General features: G+C 39.8%; 13 protein-coding genes. 5 read left to right on the top strand and 8 right to left on the bottom strand.

The window, feature by feature from the left end; all coding sequences use genetic code 11:
* Window positions 1–46: 46 nt before the first annotated feature.
* Together ESB04_RS10185 and ESB04_RS10180 are read right to left on the bottom strand one after the other, a co-directional pair.
* Complete coding sequence (locus tag ESB04_RS10185; RefSeq protein ID WP_164969640.1) at window positions 47–1960, bottom strand: DUF349 domain-containing protein; 1914 nt, start codon at window positions 1958–1960, stop codon at window positions 47–49.
* A gap of 20 nt (window positions 1961–1980) precedes the next feature.
* Window positions 1981–3462 (bottom strand): glycine--tRNA ligase, encoded by a 1482-nt coding sequence (locus tag ESB04_RS10180; protein WP_129027637.1) that lies wholly within the window; start codon window positions 3460–3462, stop codon window positions 1981–1983.
* Between the two features lie 95 nt (window positions 3463–3557).
* Between ESB04_RS10180 and ESB04_RS10175 the strand changes: the two genes are divergently transcribed.
* Entirely contained in the window at window positions 3558–4523 is a 966-nt protein-coding gene (locus ESB04_RS10175) for a glycosyltransferase family 9 protein (protein ID WP_129027636.1), read from the top strand.
* The gene (locus ESB04_RS10170; RefSeq protein ID WP_129027635.1) at window positions 4520–5386 is read left to right on the top strand and encodes a carbon-nitrogen hydrolase; all 867 of its coding nucleotides are present in this window, start codon (window positions 4520–4522) and stop codon (window positions 5384–5386) included. The genes ESB04_RS10175 and ESB04_RS10170 overlap by 4 nt, the downstream gene beginning before the upstream one ends.
* Window positions 5387–5517: 131 nt before the next feature.
* On the opposite strand, the gene ESB04_RS10165 is transcribed toward ESB04_RS10170, so the two are convergent.
* Together ESB04_RS10165 and polA are read right to left on the bottom strand one after the other, a co-directional pair.
* Complete coding sequence (locus ESB04_RS10165; protein WP_164969639.1) at window positions 5518–6510, bottom strand: glycosyltransferase family 2 protein; 993 nt, start codon at window positions 6508–6510, stop codon at window positions 5518–5520.
* Window positions 6511–6520: 10 nt separating this feature from the next.
* Window positions 6521–9364 carry a DNA polymerase I gene (gene polA / locus ESB04_RS10160; RefSeq protein WP_129027633.1) on the bottom strand — a complete coding sequence of 948 codons (2844 nt, stop codon included), beginning with the start codon at window positions 9362–9364 and terminating at the stop codon, window positions 6521–6523.
* A gap of 64 nt (window positions 9365–9428) precedes the next feature.
* Between polA and pdxH the strand changes: the two genes are divergently transcribed.
* A complete protein-coding gene (pdxH, locus tag ESB04_RS10155; protein WP_129027632.1) occupies window positions 9429–10061 on the top strand; it encodes a pyridoxamine 5'-phosphate oxidase in 633 nt (210 codons plus the stop codon).
* Between the two features lie 174 nt (window positions 10062–10235).
* On the opposite strand, the gene bshB1 is transcribed toward pdxH, so the two are convergent.
* Genes bshB1 through trxB form a run of 3 tightly spaced genes read right to left on the bottom strand, consistent with a single transcriptional unit; the run spans window position 10236 to window position 13004 of the window.
* Window positions 10236–10955 carry a bacillithiol biosynthesis deacetylase BshB1 gene (bshB1, locus tag ESB04_RS10150; protein ID WP_129027631.1) on the bottom strand — a complete coding sequence of 240 codons (720 nt, stop codon included), beginning with the start codon at window positions 10953–10955 and terminating at the stop codon, window positions 10236–10238.
* A 3-nt stretch (window positions 10956–10958) separates the two neighbouring features.
* Window positions 10959–12056 carry a peptidoglycan DD-metalloendopeptidase family protein gene (locus tag ESB04_RS10145; RefSeq protein WP_129027630.1) on the bottom strand — a complete coding sequence of 366 codons (1098 nt, stop codon included), beginning with the start codon at window positions 12054–12056 and terminating at the stop codon, window positions 10959–10961.
* A 9-nt stretch (window positions 12057–12065) separates the two neighbouring features.
* Complete coding sequence (gene trxB / locus ESB04_RS10140; protein ID WP_129027629.1) at window positions 12066–13004, bottom strand: thioredoxin-disulfide reductase; 939 nt, start codon at window positions 13002–13004, stop codon at window positions 12066–12068.
* Between the two features lie 130 nt (window positions 13005–13134).
* On the opposite strand from trxB, the gene ESB04_RS10135 reads away from it, so the two are divergent.
* Entirely contained in the window at window positions 13135–14394 is a 1260-nt protein-coding gene (locus ESB04_RS10135) for a cation:dicarboxylate symporter family transporter (RefSeq protein ID WP_129027628.1), read from the top strand.
* A gap of 18 nt (window positions 14395–14412) precedes the next feature.
* Window positions 14413–16689, top strand: a complete 2277-nt coding sequence (locus ESB04_RS10130) for an NADP-dependent malic enzyme (RefSeq protein ID WP_129027627.1) — start codon at window positions 14413–14415, stop codon at window positions 16687–16689.
* Here the strand turns inward: ESB04_RS10130 and ESB04_RS10125 are convergent.
* Entirely contained in the window at window positions 16679–18529 is a 1851-nt protein-coding gene (locus ESB04_RS10125; protein ID WP_129027626.1) for a M61 family metallopeptidase, read from the bottom strand. The genes ESB04_RS10130 and ESB04_RS10125 overlap by 11 nt on opposite strands.

The following is an 18529-nucleotide window of genomic DNA, read 5'->3' as shown; positions in this document are numbered from 1 at the left end:
ATGGCTTAAATTGGCAAGTGTTGCCCCAAAAAAATCGTAATATTTTTTATTCTTTTTTCAGTCGGTCTAATTCCTTTTGAGCCTGTGCAATCTTCTTTTCTACCTCTCCACGCAATTTATCTGCCCCTTTCGATTTAGCAAAAAACTCTAAGTTATTGGTTAATACAGCGATATCGTTTTCCAATGTCTGAATTCTCTTACGATTATCAGCTGATGGTATACGGCGCTCCTCAGAATGCCCTCCGTGGTCTGTAGACATGGATTTTAATTCAAATCCCCAAGCAGCTAGTTGTTCTTTCGGCTGAGTTCTAGCTAAATCAATTAAGGCATTCCATGTGGACCTGAATTTCTCTTGGATTTCTTTGACGTTTTTGCGTGGCACATAACCAATGGCATCCCAAGCCTCTTTTTTAGCTTTTAGATTGGCTAACAAAATCGGGTCTTTTAACATAGCTTCCAATTCAGCTAGTATAGCTTGTTTTGCCCCTAAATTGGCAGCAAATTCTTCATCCTGTGCTCCTTTACCCTTGCTGCGCTTTAGGTTAAAATATGCATCACAAGCCGCTTTGAATTTGGTGTAAATTTGATCCTTTAGTTTTTCTGGAACATGACCAATCTCCTTCCACTTTTTCTGTAAATCAATCACTTGCTGAGTGATTTCAGGCGTTTCTGTACCCACGGATACAATGCCTTCTACTTGCTCAATTAACTGCAATTTAGCAGCTAAATTGGCTTTTCTTTCCGCATCAATCTTGGCAAAAAACTCACTTTTATGCTTGAAGAATAACTTTAAATCAGACCAGAACTGATGGCTCACTTCCTTGCCTGATTCCCTTGGCAATCCGCCTTTTAGTTTTCCCCATTGCTCCTGCAGGGCTAAAACCGACTTCGAGGCTTGATTCCATTCTGCAATACTAGAAGATTGGAAGGTAGCATGGTGGTGCATTAAATCAGCTAATTCTTTTTTAATCTTTAGGTTTTCTTCAAAAACTGCCTTTTGAGCTTCATTGACTTGTCGCTTCTGCTCAAATAACACATCCAAAGATTTTTTAACTCGTTGCCAAAGGGCTTCATTTTCCTCACGATGAGCCGGACCAATGTGCTTATATTCATCAAACAACTCCTCAGCATCTTTCATTATTTTTTGCAAAGGAGCATTCTTTTGAACCAATTCAGCCAAGCTTTCTAATTTGACAGCAATGGTTTCTTTAGCTTGAAAATTCTTTTTTCTATCTAATTCCAACAACTCAAAAAAGATACTTCGGTTGCTGTAAAAGCGATCCACCAGTGCATGGTAGCTTTGCCAAAGTGTCTGATTCATAGGTCCCTGTACGCTACCTAAGCTTTTCCATTCTTCTTGTATTTTCTTAAATGCCTTGAAGCTAGCATTGACATGTGCTGGATCTGAATTATCATCAGCATCTACCAGGGTGCGCAATTCATTGATCAATCGAGTTTTGCCTTCCAGTGCTTTTTCTCTAACCTTTTCCAATTGCTGGAAAAATTCTTGACGCATCTTTTTAATCAGATGAATGGCTGAATCAATTTCCTGTGATAAGTCATCTACCTTAAAAGTAAATCCTTCTTCAGAGCCTTCATTAGCCTCTTTAAATTTGTCTAAGGCTGCTTGACGTTCCGCTTGTTTGATTTGATCCCAAGATTCTTTAGCTTCTTTGATTAACTCATCTACCTTTTTATATACTGCCGCACCAGCATGATGTACCACGATGTCTTTCAACTTACCAAAAAACTGATGTATATGCTCTTTGGAATGTCTATCTTCAAGGATAGGATATTCCACGGCTTTGTCATCTGCTTGGAAAATGGTTTCTGTCGGACTGCTTAAATCCATTGCTTCAGGACTTTCTTCCACCTTAGCTGTCCCTTCAGGTGATTGGGTAGTGGTGTTGACTATTTCCGTCTCTTCAGCTTTTGGTTTGGATGTCTCTTCGGTCATCATACTCATCGTTGTTTGCGTGTTTAAACCAATAATTTTTCAAAAATACGCTCCATCGATACAGCATAGCCTAATTTTTCTTTTAGGTCTGCTATAGAAATGCGCTCCTGACTCATTGTATTTCGATCACGTACTGTCACCGTGTTGTCTTCCATGGTTTGGTAGTCGACCACCACACAATAAGGGGTTCCTATTAAATCCTGACGTGTGTAACGCTTACCTATAGCGCCACCTTCATCGTAGGTTGTATTAAAGGCAAATTTCAGTGAACGGTTGATTTCCTGAGCTTTTTCAGCGAGACCATCTTTTTTCACTAAAGGCAATACCGCTACCTTGATAGGGGCTATTGCAGGATGTAAATTAAGGTAAATTCTTTGTTTTTGTTGATCTCCTTCACCAACTATTTCTTCCGTGTAAGCATTGCAAAGAACTGCTAAGAACAAACGGTCGGCACCTACCGAGGTTTCAATGACATAAGGAATGTAATTTTCATTGATCTCCGGATCAAAATACTGTTGCTTTTTCCTAGATAATTCTTGATGCGCCTTTAAATCAAAATCAGTTCTGGAGTGAATTCCTTCCATTTCTTTGTATCCAAATGGGAATTCATATTCAATATCCACTGCTGCATTCGCATAATGCGCCAATTTTTCGTGATCATGGAATTTTAATTTAGAAGCAGGTAAACCAATGGCCTGGTGGAATTTCATGCGAGTTTCTTTCCAAGTGGAGTACCATTCCATTTCACTTCCTGGACGCACAAAAAATTGCATTTCCATTTGTTCGAATTCACGCATACGGAAAATGAAATTTCTCGCGACAATCTCATTTCTAAAAGCTTTTCCAATTTGAGCTATTCCAAATGGAATCTTCATCCTGCCCGTTTTTTGAACGTTTAGAAAATTTACAAAGATTCCTTGTGCCGTCTCTGGACGTAAATAGATCAAACTGGCATCTTCTGATACAGCACCTACTTGGGTAGAGAACATCAAATTAAACTGACGAACTTCAGTCCAATTGGCCGTATTAGAAATAGGACAAGTGATGTTTTCGTCAATAATGATTTGTCTAACTGCTTCCAAGTCATTGGCATCCAAGGATTTCGCCATTTTTTGTAACAATGCCTTTCCTTTTTCTGGCTGACCTTCAGCTTCATATTGTGCTGCCCGCTCTTCTAATAAGGTATCTGCGCGATAACGCTTTTTGGAATCCTTGTTGTCGATCATAGGATCATTGAATGAATCCACGTGACCCGAGGCTTTCCATGTCAACGGATGCATGAAAATAGAGGCATCTATTCCTACGACATTATCATTAAGCATGGTCATGGCTTTCCACCAGACCATTTTTAAATTATTTTTAATTTCAACACCATTTTGGCCATAATCATATACAGCCTGTAAACCATCGTAAATTTCTGAAGAAGGAAATATGAAGCCGTATTCTTTGGCATGTGAAATAATATCCTTTAGAGCAGAGGCGGTGTCTTGTTTTTTATTTTCCATTAAAGCAATCAAATTAGTGCGCAATTTACCGAAAAGTATGAAAGTATGAGGCTTGCCCGTCGATTTTTCTTAATTTTAAAGGCTATTTGCGACCAATGAACAAAATTCTCTGCATTCGTTTTTCTTCTTTGGGAGATATCGTTTTGACAACGCCCATTATTCGGACTTTGAAAACGCGTTATCCGAATGCGCAAATCCATGTAGCTACCAAGCAATCTTACGCCAATTTGTGGCAAGGCAATCCATATGTTCATCAGGTACACTGCTATCAGGACAATTTGTGGAAGTTAGCTTCTGAACTCAGAAATGAAGGTTTTGATGCAGTCATCGATTTACATAAAAATATTAGGTCTCATCTTTTATGTTTCCTGTTAGGTAAAATCCCTTATCAGATTGATAAGTTTACTCGCGAGCGTAAATTATTGGTCAAAAAGAAAATTAATTATCTACCCAAGAAACACTTGGTAGATAGGTATTTTGATTCTTTAAAAAAGTTAGATATTCGGTCAGATGGTCAGGGGCTCGATTTTTTTATTCCGAAAGGACAAGAGTTAAATCCCAAAGAATGGGGAATTGAGGGTAAATACATCGTTTATGCCATTGGGGCTCAATATACCACCAAGGTCTTGTCGTACCCCAAAATGATTGAATTATGTGATCGCATTCAGGGGAAATTAGTTTTGATTGGAGATGCCTGGGATGAACACTTTGCCTATAGGTTACAAACTCTATTCCCAGAAAAGGTAATCAATATGTGTAACAGAACCTCTGTGGCGGGTTCTGCCTCTTTAATGAAACAAGCGGAGTTTGTGATTGCACACGATTCTAGCATGATGCATATTGCCGCTGCATTGAAAAAGAAATTATTTGTTTTATGGGGAGCTACCCACTCGGATTTTGGTTTTTATCCTTATCAAACCGAGTATACTTCCGTAGAAATGAGCTCCTTGGATTGTAGACCCTGCTCCACCCAGGGTACTAATTATTGTCCTTTAGGTCATTTTGACTGTTTAAATAAAGTATCTTTAGAACCCATCATTAGCGCTTCTCAACATATATGAAAAACGTTTCTTTTGCTCTCATTCAATTATCCGTATCAGAAAAGGTAGAGGAAAACTGGTCCAAAACCGTACAAGCTATTCGGGAAGCTGCCGCTAAAGGGGCACAGGTTATTTGTTTACAGGAATTATTCAAATCCATTTATTTCTGTTACGAGGAAGATCTTCGCCATTTTGAATTAGCTGAATCCATCCCGGGCCCTTGCACAGATGAATTGGCTTCTTTAGCCAAAGAATTGAAAGTAGTAATCATTGCTTCTCTTTTTGAAAAAAGAGCGGCTGGTTTATTTCATAATACCACCGCGGTTTTGGATGCCGATGGTACTTATTTGGGGAAATACAGGAAAATGCATATTCCGGATGATCCGGGCTATTATGAGAAATATTACTTTACTCCAGGAGATTTAGGCTATCAGGTATTCAAGACCCAATATGCCAACATTGGCGTGTTGATTTGTTGGGATCAATGGTATCCTGAGGCGGCACGGATTACGGCTTTACAAGGCGCTGAGGTCTTGGTGTATCCAACTGCCATAGGTTGGGATTTAGAAGAAAAAAATGGGGAGATTAATCGGGAACAATACCAGGCCTGGCAAACCATTCAGCGAAGTCATGCCGTGGCCAATGGAATTCCGGTAGTTTCCGTGAATCGAGTAGGTGTAGAACATGGACAACAGTTTTGGGGTGGTAGTTTTGTAGCTAATGCCTTTGGACGTGTCATGTACCAAGCTCCGCATGATCAAGAGGAGATAGCCGTTATTCCGGTGGACGTAGCATCTAGTGAATATTACCGTAAAACTTGGCCTTTTTTACGCGATCGTCGTATTGACTCCTATGAGAATATAGTGAAGAGGTTTGTAGATTAGGGCTTTGGTGGGAAAAATCTGAAGCGTAAAATTGGGAATGTAGGGGAAATGATTTAATAAATGATTTCAATAATCAACCTCAATTCAACCTAATTCAGGACAAGATATCCTACATTTTAATGGTACACTCGTCATTCCAACAAATCTCCTAAAAACATCAAGTAAGGAGCTAGTGGTTCTGAATCCATGTCCTTAAAACGGTGGTAGTAACCACTTAATAAGTTCAACAAAGTAGGTTTTAGTCGTTTCCAACGTGTCTCAGGCAGATGAGCTCTTCTATCCAAGTATTCTATTTTGGTATGTAATGCTTCCAAAGAAAGTTTTGGGTTGGTGTCTAACATTGCCTCTCTCACTTGACATAGGAAGTTCCAGGTTTTTAGGTAAGGAGCAACCTTTTCAGCATGTGGTCTGCTAATTCGATCAACTAGGGTAGGAGGTTTTCCAGCTATTCCTTTGACTCCAACTTGTTGTTCTGAATGTAAACGGTAGTGTACATAGGTAGCAGGAATGAAGTCGATCTTGTTTTCCGCCGCTGCCATAATTCCTAACCAGGCATCATGTAAAAAGGAAGAAGGTAATGAATCAGGGAAAGGACTTACTCGTTCAAAATAGGATTTTCGAATACCCATGGTGCAACCGGTTACTCGATTGCCGTCCAATAGTATCTCCAACGATTTTCCTTTTTTCCAGTCCTCTTGCTGCTTTTGTCTAAACCGAAATGATTCCCATAATTTTTTGCCGGAAGTTTGTCCAAACTCGTCAACAAGTAAGGCATCGGTAAAAATTGCATCTATCTCTGGATGAAGCTTAAAATAGGTATAAACCCGCTCTAGCTTTTGGGGAACCCAATAATCGTCTTGGTCAGCAGGGAAAATGATGTCACCATGGCACAATGAAATGGCTTTTTCGAAATTTCGGTAGGTGCCTAACTGCTGGGGATTTTTATAAATTTTAAGGGGTAATTTTTCAGCGAATTGTTCAAGAATAGATAATGTTTGATCTGTGGAGCCCTCATCGCAAACGATAATTTCATCTGCTTGTAAGGTCTGATCTACGAAGCTACTCAATTGAGTCCGTAAAAATTTTTCCCCGTTACGGGTACACAAGGCAATTGATATCTTCACAATTTACTTTTTAATGGGCTTCTAACCAGTTGGCACCCACTCCGATACCCGTTTCAATAACCACGCCCAAATCCAGTGCAGAACACATGATTTTGTCTATTCTTTCACGAAGGTAGCCAATTTCATCCATATGAGCATCAAATACTAATTCATCGTGTACGGTCAGAATCATTTTTGATTTAAGGTTTTCTTTCCAGAGAAAATCTTGAATCTGAATCATGGCCACTTTAATCATGTCTGCAGCAGAACCTTGAATGGGAGCATTGATGGCATTTCGCTCGGCAAAACCCCGCTCATTTATGTTGGCAGAAAGAATATCTTTTAAATACCTTCTTCTACCTAATACAGTTTCCACATAGCCAAAATCACGAGCTTTAGCTATGCTTTGGTCCATATATGCTTTGACTTTAGGGAATTCAATGAAATATTGGTCAATTATTTCTTTTGCCTCGGTCCGAGAAATGCCTATTTGTGCCGCAAGCCCAAAGGCAGATACGCCATAAATGATACCAAAATTGACGGTCTTAGCTTTTCTCCTCATATCGGCACTCACTTCTTCTAAAGGCACTTGGAAAACTTTGGAGGCGGTCGCCTTATGTACGTCTAAACCCTTATTGAACGCTTCGCACATAGATTCATCTTGCGAGAATGCTGCCATGATGCGTAATTCTATCTGAGAATAATCGGCCGATAATATTTGGTAATCCTCATTTCTAGGAATAAAGGCTTTTCTAATTTCTCTTCCCCTCACAGTCCGAATAGGAATGTTTTGCAAATTGGGATCTTTGGAGGACAGTCGACCTGTTGCTGTAACTGCCTGCATAAAGGAAGTATGGATTCGACCTGTTTTAGGAGAAATCAGTTGAGGTAAAGCATCCACATAAGTCGATTTCAGTTTTTGTAATTCTCTAAAATCTAATATCAGGGAAGCGATTTTATGTTCCGATTCTAATTTGGATAAAACCTCTTCTCCCGTCATGTATTGACCAGTTTTGGTCTTTTTTGCTTTGGGGTCTAGTCTTAATTTTTCAAATAAAACTTCACCTAGTTGCTTCGGGGATGCGATATTGAATGATTCACCCGCCAGCTCAAATATTTGTTTTTGAACCTCCGTGGAGTCTTTTTCCAAGGTGTTCGACATTTCCTTTAAAAATGGAATATCCAATAATACCCCTTCTCGCTCAATGTTAGATAAAACTCTTGCTAAGGGCATTTCCACTTCTTTGAAGAGTTGTAGTGTTTTATCATTCTTAGCCATCAATTGATCCAAATGAGGTTTGATTTGCCAAGTGATATCAGCATCCTCTGCGGCATATTCTTTGATTAGTTCCAGAGGAACCTCACGCATATTTCCCTGTTTGGCTCCTTTTTTGCCAATCAGCTTTTCGATGGACATGGGTTCATAATGCAAGTAAGTCATGGATAAAGCATCCATGTTATGCCGTTTTTCTGGCTCGATTAAGTAATGAGCTAACATGGTATCGTAGGTTTCACCTTGGATCTCTATGCCATAATTAGCCAGCACACTCATATCATATTTGATATTTTGTGCAATTTTTTGAATGTTTTCATTCGCAAAAAGCTCCTTGAACAAATCGATTTGTTGTTGACAAGCAGCCCCGTTCTCGGGAAATGGAATATAAAAAGCTTCTCCCTTTCGGTAGGAAAAAGACATACCCACTAATTCAGCATCAATGGCATTGATGTTGGTAGTCTCGGTATCAAAACAGAAGGAAGATTGTCTAGATAAATAACTGATTAACCCTTTGATTGCGGCTTCACCTTGAACCAAATGGTATTGATGTGGAGTATTTTCCAAGTTGGCAAATGATGTAAATGCTTCAGATTCATCCTCATCTCCGTTAGATTCTGTAGTAAATGAGGCTTCGGAAGGACTAGGACTTCCAAACATATCCATCTGGTTAGAGGCTACCTTGGGTCCGGATTTTGTTTTAGTGGCTGCTGGTTCTGGAGTAGCTTCTTCTCCCAAAATTCTTTTTCTTAAAGTTCTAAATTCTAATTCTTCTAAAAGAGGTTCAAGCAATGATTTATTGGGAGGGGTATAACGCAACTTTTCCTCCTCATATTCGATAGGTACTTCGCAAAGAATTCGTGCCAAATGCTTAGAAAGTAAACCTTGTTCTTTGAAATTCACTAAATTCTCTTGTAGTTTTCCTTTGAGTTGGTCAGTGTTTTCAAGTAAGTTTTCCAAGCTTCCAAATTGTTCAATCAGTTTTTGAGCGGTTTTTTCACCTACTCCAGGAATACCAGGGATATTATCTACGGCATCACCCATGAGGCCTAACATGTCTATGACTTGGTCCACATGTTGAATGTTCCAACGGGCACATACTTCTTCAGGACCTAAAATTTCTACTCCCTTGCCCATAAAGGCGGGTTTATACATTTTGATTCGCTCCTCAACCAATTGACCATAATCTTTGTCGGGCGTCATCATATACACCACGATTTCGGGATTTTTCTTAACGGCCTTTTTTGCTATGGTGCCAATAATGTCATCAGCCTCATAGCCATCCATGATGAGTAGGGGAATATCCATGGCCTCTACCAAACGTTTAACATACGGAATGGCAATGGTGATATCTTCTGGTTGCACCTGTCGCTGCGCTTTATATGGCGTATATTCTACATGTCGAAAGGTAGGAGCAGAAGTATCAAACGCTACCCCTAAATAGTTAGGTTTTTCTTTTTGAATGACTTCTAAAATAGTATTGGTAAATCCAAAAACTGCACTCGTATTGATTCCTTTTGATGAAATTCTTGGGGTTTTAGCAAAGGCAAAATGGGCACGATAAATCAACGCCATTGCATCAAAAAGGAATAATTTTTTCATATATTTAATCTTTAGTAATTGGGCATATCAGCCTAAACAAAGATAAGGAATAAATACGCGAATTATGAATTTAGCTGCCTTAAGAGAAAATTATCAAAAAGGTGAATTAGTAGAAAGTACGGTACATCCCAATCCATTGGAGCAATTTAAAATTTGGTTTAAAGAGGCACAAAATGCTGAATTGCCAGAGCCTAATGCTATGTTTTTAAGTACTTTGGGGAAAGACATGCGTCCATCGGGCAGGATAGTTTTGTTGAAATATGTCGATCGAGGATTTTCGTTTTTCACCAATTATTTTTCTAGGAAAGGTGGGGATTTAGCGCATCACCCGCAAGCTTCCATCACTTTTTTTTGGGGAGAATTAGAGCGTCAAGTTCGCATCGAAGGACATGTCGAAAAGGTAGATGAAAAACTTTCAAAAGATTATTTTCAATCTAGACCCAGGGCCTCTCAGATTGGTGCTTGGGTTTCAGAGCAAAGTACGAAAATTCCGAATAGAGAATTTTTAGAAGAGAGATATCAGGCTTTAGAAAAACAATTTGAAGGAAAAGATATCCCCAAGCCTGAACATTGGGGAGGTTATGAATTAATTCCTCATTACATGGAATTTTGGCAGGGTAGACCTTCTCGATTACACGACCGCGTCGTATATGAATTGATTGACGGTCAGTGGGATAGGTATCGGATAGCTCCTTGATTGTTTACAGATTATAGATTAAGGATTATAGATTAAGGATTATGGATTATAGATTAAACATTATGACACCAATTCACCACAATGATTTACAATCCATAATTTATAACTTATAATTTACCATCTACCATTTACCATTCACCATTTACAATTCGCCATTTACAATTCTCCATTCACTCAAATCAGCCCCTCAAATCCCTGTAAGCCAATGGTCCTTTGACTTTGGTACCCTTCTCCGTATTTCACGCCGATTTTGTGGCCCATTTCCATGGAACGAGCCCGGATAAATTCTAAGAAATCGGGAGAAGAAATGTAGGAGGCCGGTTCGGTGGAGTTAGGGTCAAAAAATTGACTTTTGAAAGCCCGAATAGACTGTTCTTTGATTTCCCAGTAAGCGCTGATATCGATCACAAAATCTGGCTCTAAATATCGATCTTGTATATAGTGGAACAATTGTTTAGGTCGCCAAGCGGCCTGACTATTTCCATCAGCATCCTTGGTCTCAATTTTTCGTAATCCTGATAAAAAACAAGCATCTATGGCTAATTGAGCACCTTTTCCGTGGTCAGGGTGTCTGTCTTCCAAAGCGTTTGCTAACACAATGTCCGGTTGATATTTTCTTATAACTTGAATTAATTTCAGTTGAGACTCCTCATCATTTCGGAAGAAGCCATCTCTAATACCTAAATTTTCACGGGCATGTAAACCAAGGATAGCGGTGGCAGCGGCAGATTCAGCCAAACGAATCTCGGGTGTTCCTCGTGTTCCTAATTCACCTCGCGTAAAATCCACGATTCCTACTTTTTTCCCTTGCTGAATAAGGGAAAAAATGGTTCCAGAACAAGCTAGCTCGGCATCATCCGGATGCGCGGCCATTACTAAAATATCTAGTTTCATTTCTTAATGAATGCGTAATCTTCTTCCTGCTCGAATGGTTGAGCTTAATTTTAAGCCATTCAATCTGGCTAGCTTTGTCACTGAAATACCAGCTCTTTGCGCGATGGAGTATAAAGAATCTCCCGATCGGACCCTTGTCCATGCGGTTCTTCTAGAACGAATCTTTTCTCCTGCGCTTCCATATTCATTTCTTAGGGATAATGAACGTCTATCAAATGTTCTGGCCGTAATTAATAAATGATCAGAAAGCGGTTCTCCCGTGCTCAAATTGTAGACATTGTTGGGATTGAAAGGATTTCCCTCATATCGCGTTTCAAAATGTAAGTGTGAACCAGTACTTCTACCAGTGTTACCACCCAGACCAATTTCATCTCCAGCTTTAACAAGGGTTCCTGGTTCAAAATTTCTTTTAGAAAGGTGACCATAAAGTGTTTCCAGGCCATTATAATGCCTAACTACGACATAATTACCGTATCCAGAATAATCAAATCCGGATATTCGAACAATTCCATCAAATGCCGACATGACGGGATATCCCGTTTCCAAATCTAAATCTACTCCTGCATGTAAACGGCCCCAGCGAGGACCAAATGGACTGGTTTGTTTGACCACATTTAAAGGTGGGGACCAATTTCTTCCTGAGGCTACATTGTACAATTCAATGTCCACTGGTTCATCAAAATCCTTAATGTCAATGTCGTATGGGTCTATGCTTTTGGTATCCCAAATAGCAAAATAGGAGGCTACAGTAACAAAATCTTCGCTTCCAACTGGGGCGTTTTCCTCTTCGATTTCTACTACCAAGGCTTCACCTTCATCGATGGAAGTGGTGTCGAAGTTACTGATGGTGGGATTTAATATCTTGATGGGTTCGTATTTACGCTCTTGCAACTCAGAACCTGCTACCATACCGCTAGTCTCCGTCTCATTTCTGAACTGTAGGGGAGGTAAATCATCAATTTCTTCTTTTTTCTCCTTAGTATTTGGATTTGATTTGGTTTCAATCTTAGTACTCTTTTTGAATAGATTTCTCTCCTGTGCCTGCGTATTTAGGGCACAAAAAGTAAAAGTCAGAAATAAAATCAGGTGTTTTACTGACATAAAGATTTGTTAATGTAAATGATTGGCAGCTAACCATCTCTCGGCATCTAAAGCAGCCATACAACCACTTCCTGCGGCCGTTACAGCTTGGCGATAAATGGAATCTTGCACATCACCGCAGGCAAATACGCCAGGGATATTGGTTCTTGAACTACCTTTTTCTGTGATTAAGTATTCTTGTGCATCCATGTCCAATTGACCTTTAAAAATGGATGTATTGGGTTGATGCCCTATGGCCACAAAAAAGCCTGTCAAAGCTATTTCTTCTGTTTCACCCGAGACATTATTTTTAATTCTAATTCCAGTTACTCCATTGGTATCACCTAATATTTCTTCTGTTTCTGAGTTCCAATGAATATGAATCTTGGGATTATTTTTAACTCGTTCCTGCATGATTAAGGAGGCACGCATCTCATTTCTTCGAACGATCATGTGAACCTCTGTACACAAATTAGCTAGATAACTAGCTTCTTCCGCAGCAGTATCTCCTGCTCCCACTACAGCCACTACTTGGTTTTTGTAAAAAAATCCGTCGCAAACTGCACAGGCTGATACTCCCAAACCATTAAATGTTTTCTCTCCCTCTAAACCTAACCATTTGGCAGAGGCACCAGTGGCGATAATTACTGCATCCGCTTCTAATTCAATTTGATCATCAATCCACACTTTTTTGGGTTGAGCATTAAAATCAACTCGGGTAGCCATTCCGAAGCGCACATCTGTACCAAAACGCTTAGCTTGGTTTTCTAGATCTTGCATCATGGCTGGACCTTCCACCCCATTCGGATATCCCGGAAAATTATCTACCTCGGTCGTGGTGGTTAATTGTCCACCTGGTTGTCCTCCTTGATACATGACAGGCTGTAAACCTGCTCTAGATGCGTAAATTGCTGCGGTATAACCTGCCGGCCCTGAGCCGATAATCAAACATTTAATTTTCTCTGCCATAATTTTGTTAACACCTTGATGAGCTCAAAAGGTTCATGAAGGTGCAAAATTCGATAAATAAGCGCAGAATCCCAAACGAGGATAATTTACTATTAATCCTTACATTTGTTCTTCTTCTGCATACAAACGAATGACTAAAAAGAAAATTACACACAACCTTACATTCTGGGTTTTACTTTCCATTTTTTTAGGCGTTTTGCTCGGTCACTTTAAGCCAGATTTGGCTTTACTTCCAGTCATGGATAAGAAATTCACCTATTCATTTTTAGGAGCAGAGTTGAGTATGGGGCCTAGCATCAGTGAACTATTGAGTGGTCTTTTTATCAGTTTGGTGAAGTTATTTATCAACCCAATTATTTTTCTAACTATCAGCTTAGGAATTGTTAATATGGGTAATTTAAAAAAGGTAGGTCGAGTAGGGGGAAAGGCATTGTTATATTTTGAAGTCATTACCACCGTGGCGTTGGTCATCGGTTTATTAGTCTCCCACCTATTGGTTCCAGGAGAAGGAGTGATTCGTTCTGATGTGGCCGGGGGTGATATTAGTAAGTATACCTCTAAAGCAGCCTCATTTTCTTGGCTTCTGTTTTTGAAAGAAAACTTTACCGTGCAGGTGCTATTTTTTTCCATTTTTTTTGGAATTTTTCTTAACTCCGTAAGAGGAAAAGTTCGAATGATTTCTGGTATGGAACAAGCTTCTAACTGGGTTTTCAAAGCTTTGCATGCGGTGATGTATTTGGCACCTATCGGTGCCATGGGGGGGATGGCTTACACCATTGGTAAATTCGGAATTCATTCTTTGGTGCCTTTAGCCAAATTGATGGCTTCAGTCTATATCACCATGGGGCTGTTTATATTCATTGTTCTAGCTTTGGTGATGCGCTCTTGCGGGGAAAGAATAGGCTCCTTTTTAAGCTATATCAAAGCCGAGTTACTTATTGTTTTAGGGACTTCTTCTTCAGAAGCAGCCTTGCCTTCTTTGATGCAAAAATTGGAAAAAATGGGTTGCTCTAAATCCGTGGTAGGTTTAGTAGTCCCTGCTGGTTATTCGTTCAATTTGGATGGAACAAGTATTTATTTATCTATGGCAACGCTCTTTTTGGCACAGGTTTATGGTATTCAATTAAATTGGGAGCAATTACTGACCGTCATTGGGGTGCTGATGGTAACTTCCAAAGGTGCAGCCGGAGTCACGGGTAGTGGTTTTGTGGTTTTGGCATCAACTTTGTCGGCCTTGCAAGTAATTCCATTGGAAGGCTTGGCGCTTTTGTTAGGAGTAGATCGTTTTATGTCGGAAGCAAGAGCTATTACTAATTTTATTGGCAACGGAGTAGCCACCATTTGGTTGGCCAAGCATGAAGGAGAATTTCAGGCTCCCGTATCAGAATAACATTCATCAACATATTTTATGTCTATATCATCTATTTTAAAACAAGATGCCTTAGCTTACCATTCAGAGGGCAAGCCTGGGAAGATTGAAGTAAAGCCGACTAAATCTACGGCTACCCAAAGAGACCTGTCGCTGGCTTATTCCCCTGGAGTAGCGGAACCTTGCTTGGAGATTGCTAATAATGCCGAAAAAGTATATCAATATACAGCTAAGGGAAATTTAGTAGGAGTAATCTCCAATGGAACTGCTGTCTTGGGTTTAGGAAATATTGGTCCAGAAGCTAGTAAGCCAGTAATGGAAGGGAAAGGAGTCTTATTCAAGATATTTGCTGATATCGATGTATTTGATTTGGAATTGAATTGCTTAGATCCTGATCAATTTGTGGAGACGGTCATTCGACTAGAACCTACCTTTGGAGGAATTAACTTGGAGGATATCAAATCACCTGAGTGTTTTGAGATTGAAGAAAAGCTTAAAAAAAGCCTTAAGATTCCCATCATGCACGATGATCAGCATGGTACGGCGATTATTTCCTCTGCAGCCTTAATTAATGCCTTGGAAATAGTAGGAAAAAAGATTGAAGAGGCTCGTTTTGTGGTTTCTGGCGCTGGGGCAGCTGCCATTTCTTGTGTGAAGTTGTACCTACAATTGGGTGCCAAAATTGAGAATTTCCTCATCTTTGATAAAGATGGACTAGTCTCTAAGTCGAGAACCGACCTGAATCCTTACGTGAGTCCACTTGCTTGCAAGGCAGAAGAGAACCGTACTTTGGCTGAAGCTATGAAAGGGGCAGATGTGTTTTTAGGATTGTCGGTAGGTAATATTTTAAGTCCAGCCATGATTGCCTCTATGGCCAAGGATCCAATTGTTTTCGCTATGGCAAATCCTACGCCTGAAATTGGCTATGAAGAAGCGAAGGCTGTACGAGAAGACTTGATTATGGCCACCGGAAGGTCAGATTATCCTAATCAGGTGAATAATGTATTGGGTTTCCCATTCATATTCAGGGGAGCGCTAGATGTTAGAGCGTCTGAGATCAACGATGATATGAAATTGGCTGCAGCAAAGGCTTTAGCATGTTTGGCTAAAAAACCAGTGCCTGATATCGTCAATTTGGCCTATAACGAAAAGAGCATCAGCTTTGGTCCTGAATACATCATTCCTAAACCTGTGGATCCTCGATTGATTACTACTGTTTCTATGGCAGTTGCCAAAGCAGCCATGGAATCAGGTGTGGCCACCGTACAAATCAAAAATTGGGATGAGTATGAGCATCAATTGGCTAAACGACTTGGATTAGATAATCAGGTCATGAAGTTTATTTTGAAACGTGCCAAAAGTAATCCCAAGCGTATTGTTTTTGCAGATGCCCAAAATTTGAAAGTGCTTAAAGCTGTAAGAGAAGTCTTAGATGAAGGTATAGCCCAACCGATCTTATTAGGCAATCAAGCTGCCATAGAGGCTATTTGTGAAGAACATCATATCGACCTACAAGGAACAGAAATTTTGGATTTTAAACATCCAGATTCTGAGCCTTTATTAAAGGAATTCGCGGATTTGTTTTATGAGAAGCGTAAAAGAAGGGGATACACCCGATGGGAGGCTGAGAAACAAGTTCGTAAGAGTAATTATTTCGCTGCCATGATGCTAGAAACGCATCGTGCTGATGGAGTTATTTCTGGATTAACTAAAAACTACCCAGATGCCATTCGTCCCGCTTTACAAATCATAGGTAAGAAGCCGGGTGTGAAAAAAGTAGCGGGTATGTACCTGTTATTGAGTAAAAAAGGGCCCTTATTCTTTTCTGATACCACGATTAATTTTCAACCCAATGTAGAGGATATTGTTGAGATTACCCGTCTAACAGGTGAGGCCGTGGAGCGTTTCAATTTACAACCCAGGATAGCCTTATTGAGTTATTCCAATTTTGGTTCTGCAGATGGAGAAGATGCCATTAAAATGAGGGAGGCCACGCATATTTTACAAGAAAAATTTCCTCAATGGGCCATCGAAGGTGAAATGCAGGCGCACTTGGCTTTTGATAAGGAATTACGTCAACAAAATTATCCTTTTGCCAACTTAGGAAACGAAACTGCCAATACGTTGATATTTCCTAATTTATCAGCTGCCAATATTGCTTATAATCTCCTAAAAGAGGCCGCAGAGATTGAGTATATCGGCCCCATTCTTTTGGGATTACGCAAGCCTGTGCATGTTTTACAGCTAGGGGCTAGTGTTCGGGAAATTGTCAATATGGTGGCAATAACAGTAGTGGAGGCACAAACTACGGAATAGAGTTCATCCACTGCTCACGCAATTTCAATTGGGCATCGCTCGGCTTCTTTTGGGGTACAAAAGTTCTGGGAGCGTTGCCCATACTTGTTTGAAAGGGTGCTTTCAGTCGAATGGTCTCGTAGTTTCCGTTGCCCGTTGGACGTGCTATTTCAAGTTCCACGATATCACCTAATTGTATGTCTTTAAGTACTTTAGCTACATTGGTGCTGAAACTGTCTATACTTAGAGAAAGTTGGTTCACCATCAATAATTCATCTTTGGCTTTTAGTCCCAGCATTTTCCCAAATTCATGGATACCCTCTTCTGAATTGATTACTGCTCTATGAGTTTCTGAATTGATATTGAGGGCTTGAAAATCGAAGCCTAGGGATTTAATGTCTCTGGCATCAAATTCTTGAATTTCATAACCTATGCTATGAAGCCAATCGGCCACGGGAATTTCTTCCTTTCCTTCCACATATTTTTGGAAAAAGCTTTTTAACTCAGGTTGAGCCGTAATTTTAACCAATTGATCAAAAAGCTCATTATCCTTGAAGGATTGGTGAGGGCCATAGAATTTGGCTAAATCCCGCATCATTTCCTGCGTGCCATATTTTCCTTGGCTGAGTTTTCTGAGGGTTAAATCTAAGCCAAAACCTAACCAAGCTCCTTTTTGGTATACATTGCCATATTCATCTTTGTATTTATCCAATACCTTTTCGCTCATGGTTGTAAAGGGTAAATTTCTGTCAAATTGGACATTCATGACATCCCATTTATTTTCGAAGGTCGACATGAATTTCTTTAAGTCGGTCAATTGGTATTTTAACTGAACATGATGGGCAGCATATTCCGTTAATCCCTCGTAAAGCCATAGGTGCTTAGACATTTTAGGCTGAAGAAAATTGAAGTTCCCTATTTCCTCGGAATGAATATTCAAGGGGGTGACAATATGGAAAAATTCATGGGCACATACTTCTCGGATTGTTTCTGCCAATGTTTGAATGTTTCCTTCCGGTAAATAATAAAAAGAGGATTGAGCATGCTCTAGAGCACCATAACTTCCATTTTTGATATTATCTGACAATACAATGATGAAGGCGTATTTGTTCACTGGTAACTGTCCCCCCAAATATTTTTTCTGTGCTTCCAATAAGGGTTTAATCTGTTCAGCTACCTGCGAAGCACTGCACATCTTATTAGGAGAGTAAACTGAAATTAAAATTTGAGCATTAGCTAAGGGGAAACTGACGGTATCAGGCGCTGAATACATCAAGGGGGCATCAATTAAATCCTGGTAATTTTGGGCAAGAAAAATATCGGTTTTGCTAAGACTGGTATTTTGTAAGGAACTGCCCCCATAAAATGGTTGAGGTTTATTGATACTTAATTCAACTGCCACCTTCTCATGCCCGATAAAATAACCCAGCATGGCATGGGTATTTAGAGCAAACAAACTGTCAGCTTGAAAAGAAGTTCCAGCAGGTTCAAATACATAATCTCCCGCTATTTCAGGACTATCCCAAGTATCATCTACCCAATAACGGATTTCTGCCAATGAGGAGGCTTGTGAGATTTGATAAGTATTAGGGCCTGTTTTTTTAAATTTTAGTGCTTTCCCGTTTTTGTCAATGGCCTGGAAGTCTTGTACAAATCGACCGAAGTCATAGTTAGCATAGGTTCCAGGCACAATTTTTGGTAAAGCATATACCACTTCTTTTTGTTTGAATGTGGGAGTTTTTACCTTTATTTCCAAGCGATCTTTAACTAGCTTGTTTAAGTCGATATAGTATGAAACTTTATCTTGCCCCCAAGCAAGGCTCGAAATAAAGAGCCCAATAAACAAAAGGAATTTTTTCAT

It is taken from the genome of Aquirufa rosea (genome assembly GCF_004118285.1).
In the GTDB taxonomy this organism is placed as follows: domain Bacteria; phylum Bacteroidota; class Bacteroidia; order Cytophagales; family Spirosomataceae; genus Aquirufa; species Aquirufa rosea.
The sequence above is the reverse complement of the archived record's forward strand: the minus strand, read 5'-3'. Positions and strand labels throughout refer to the sequence as shown.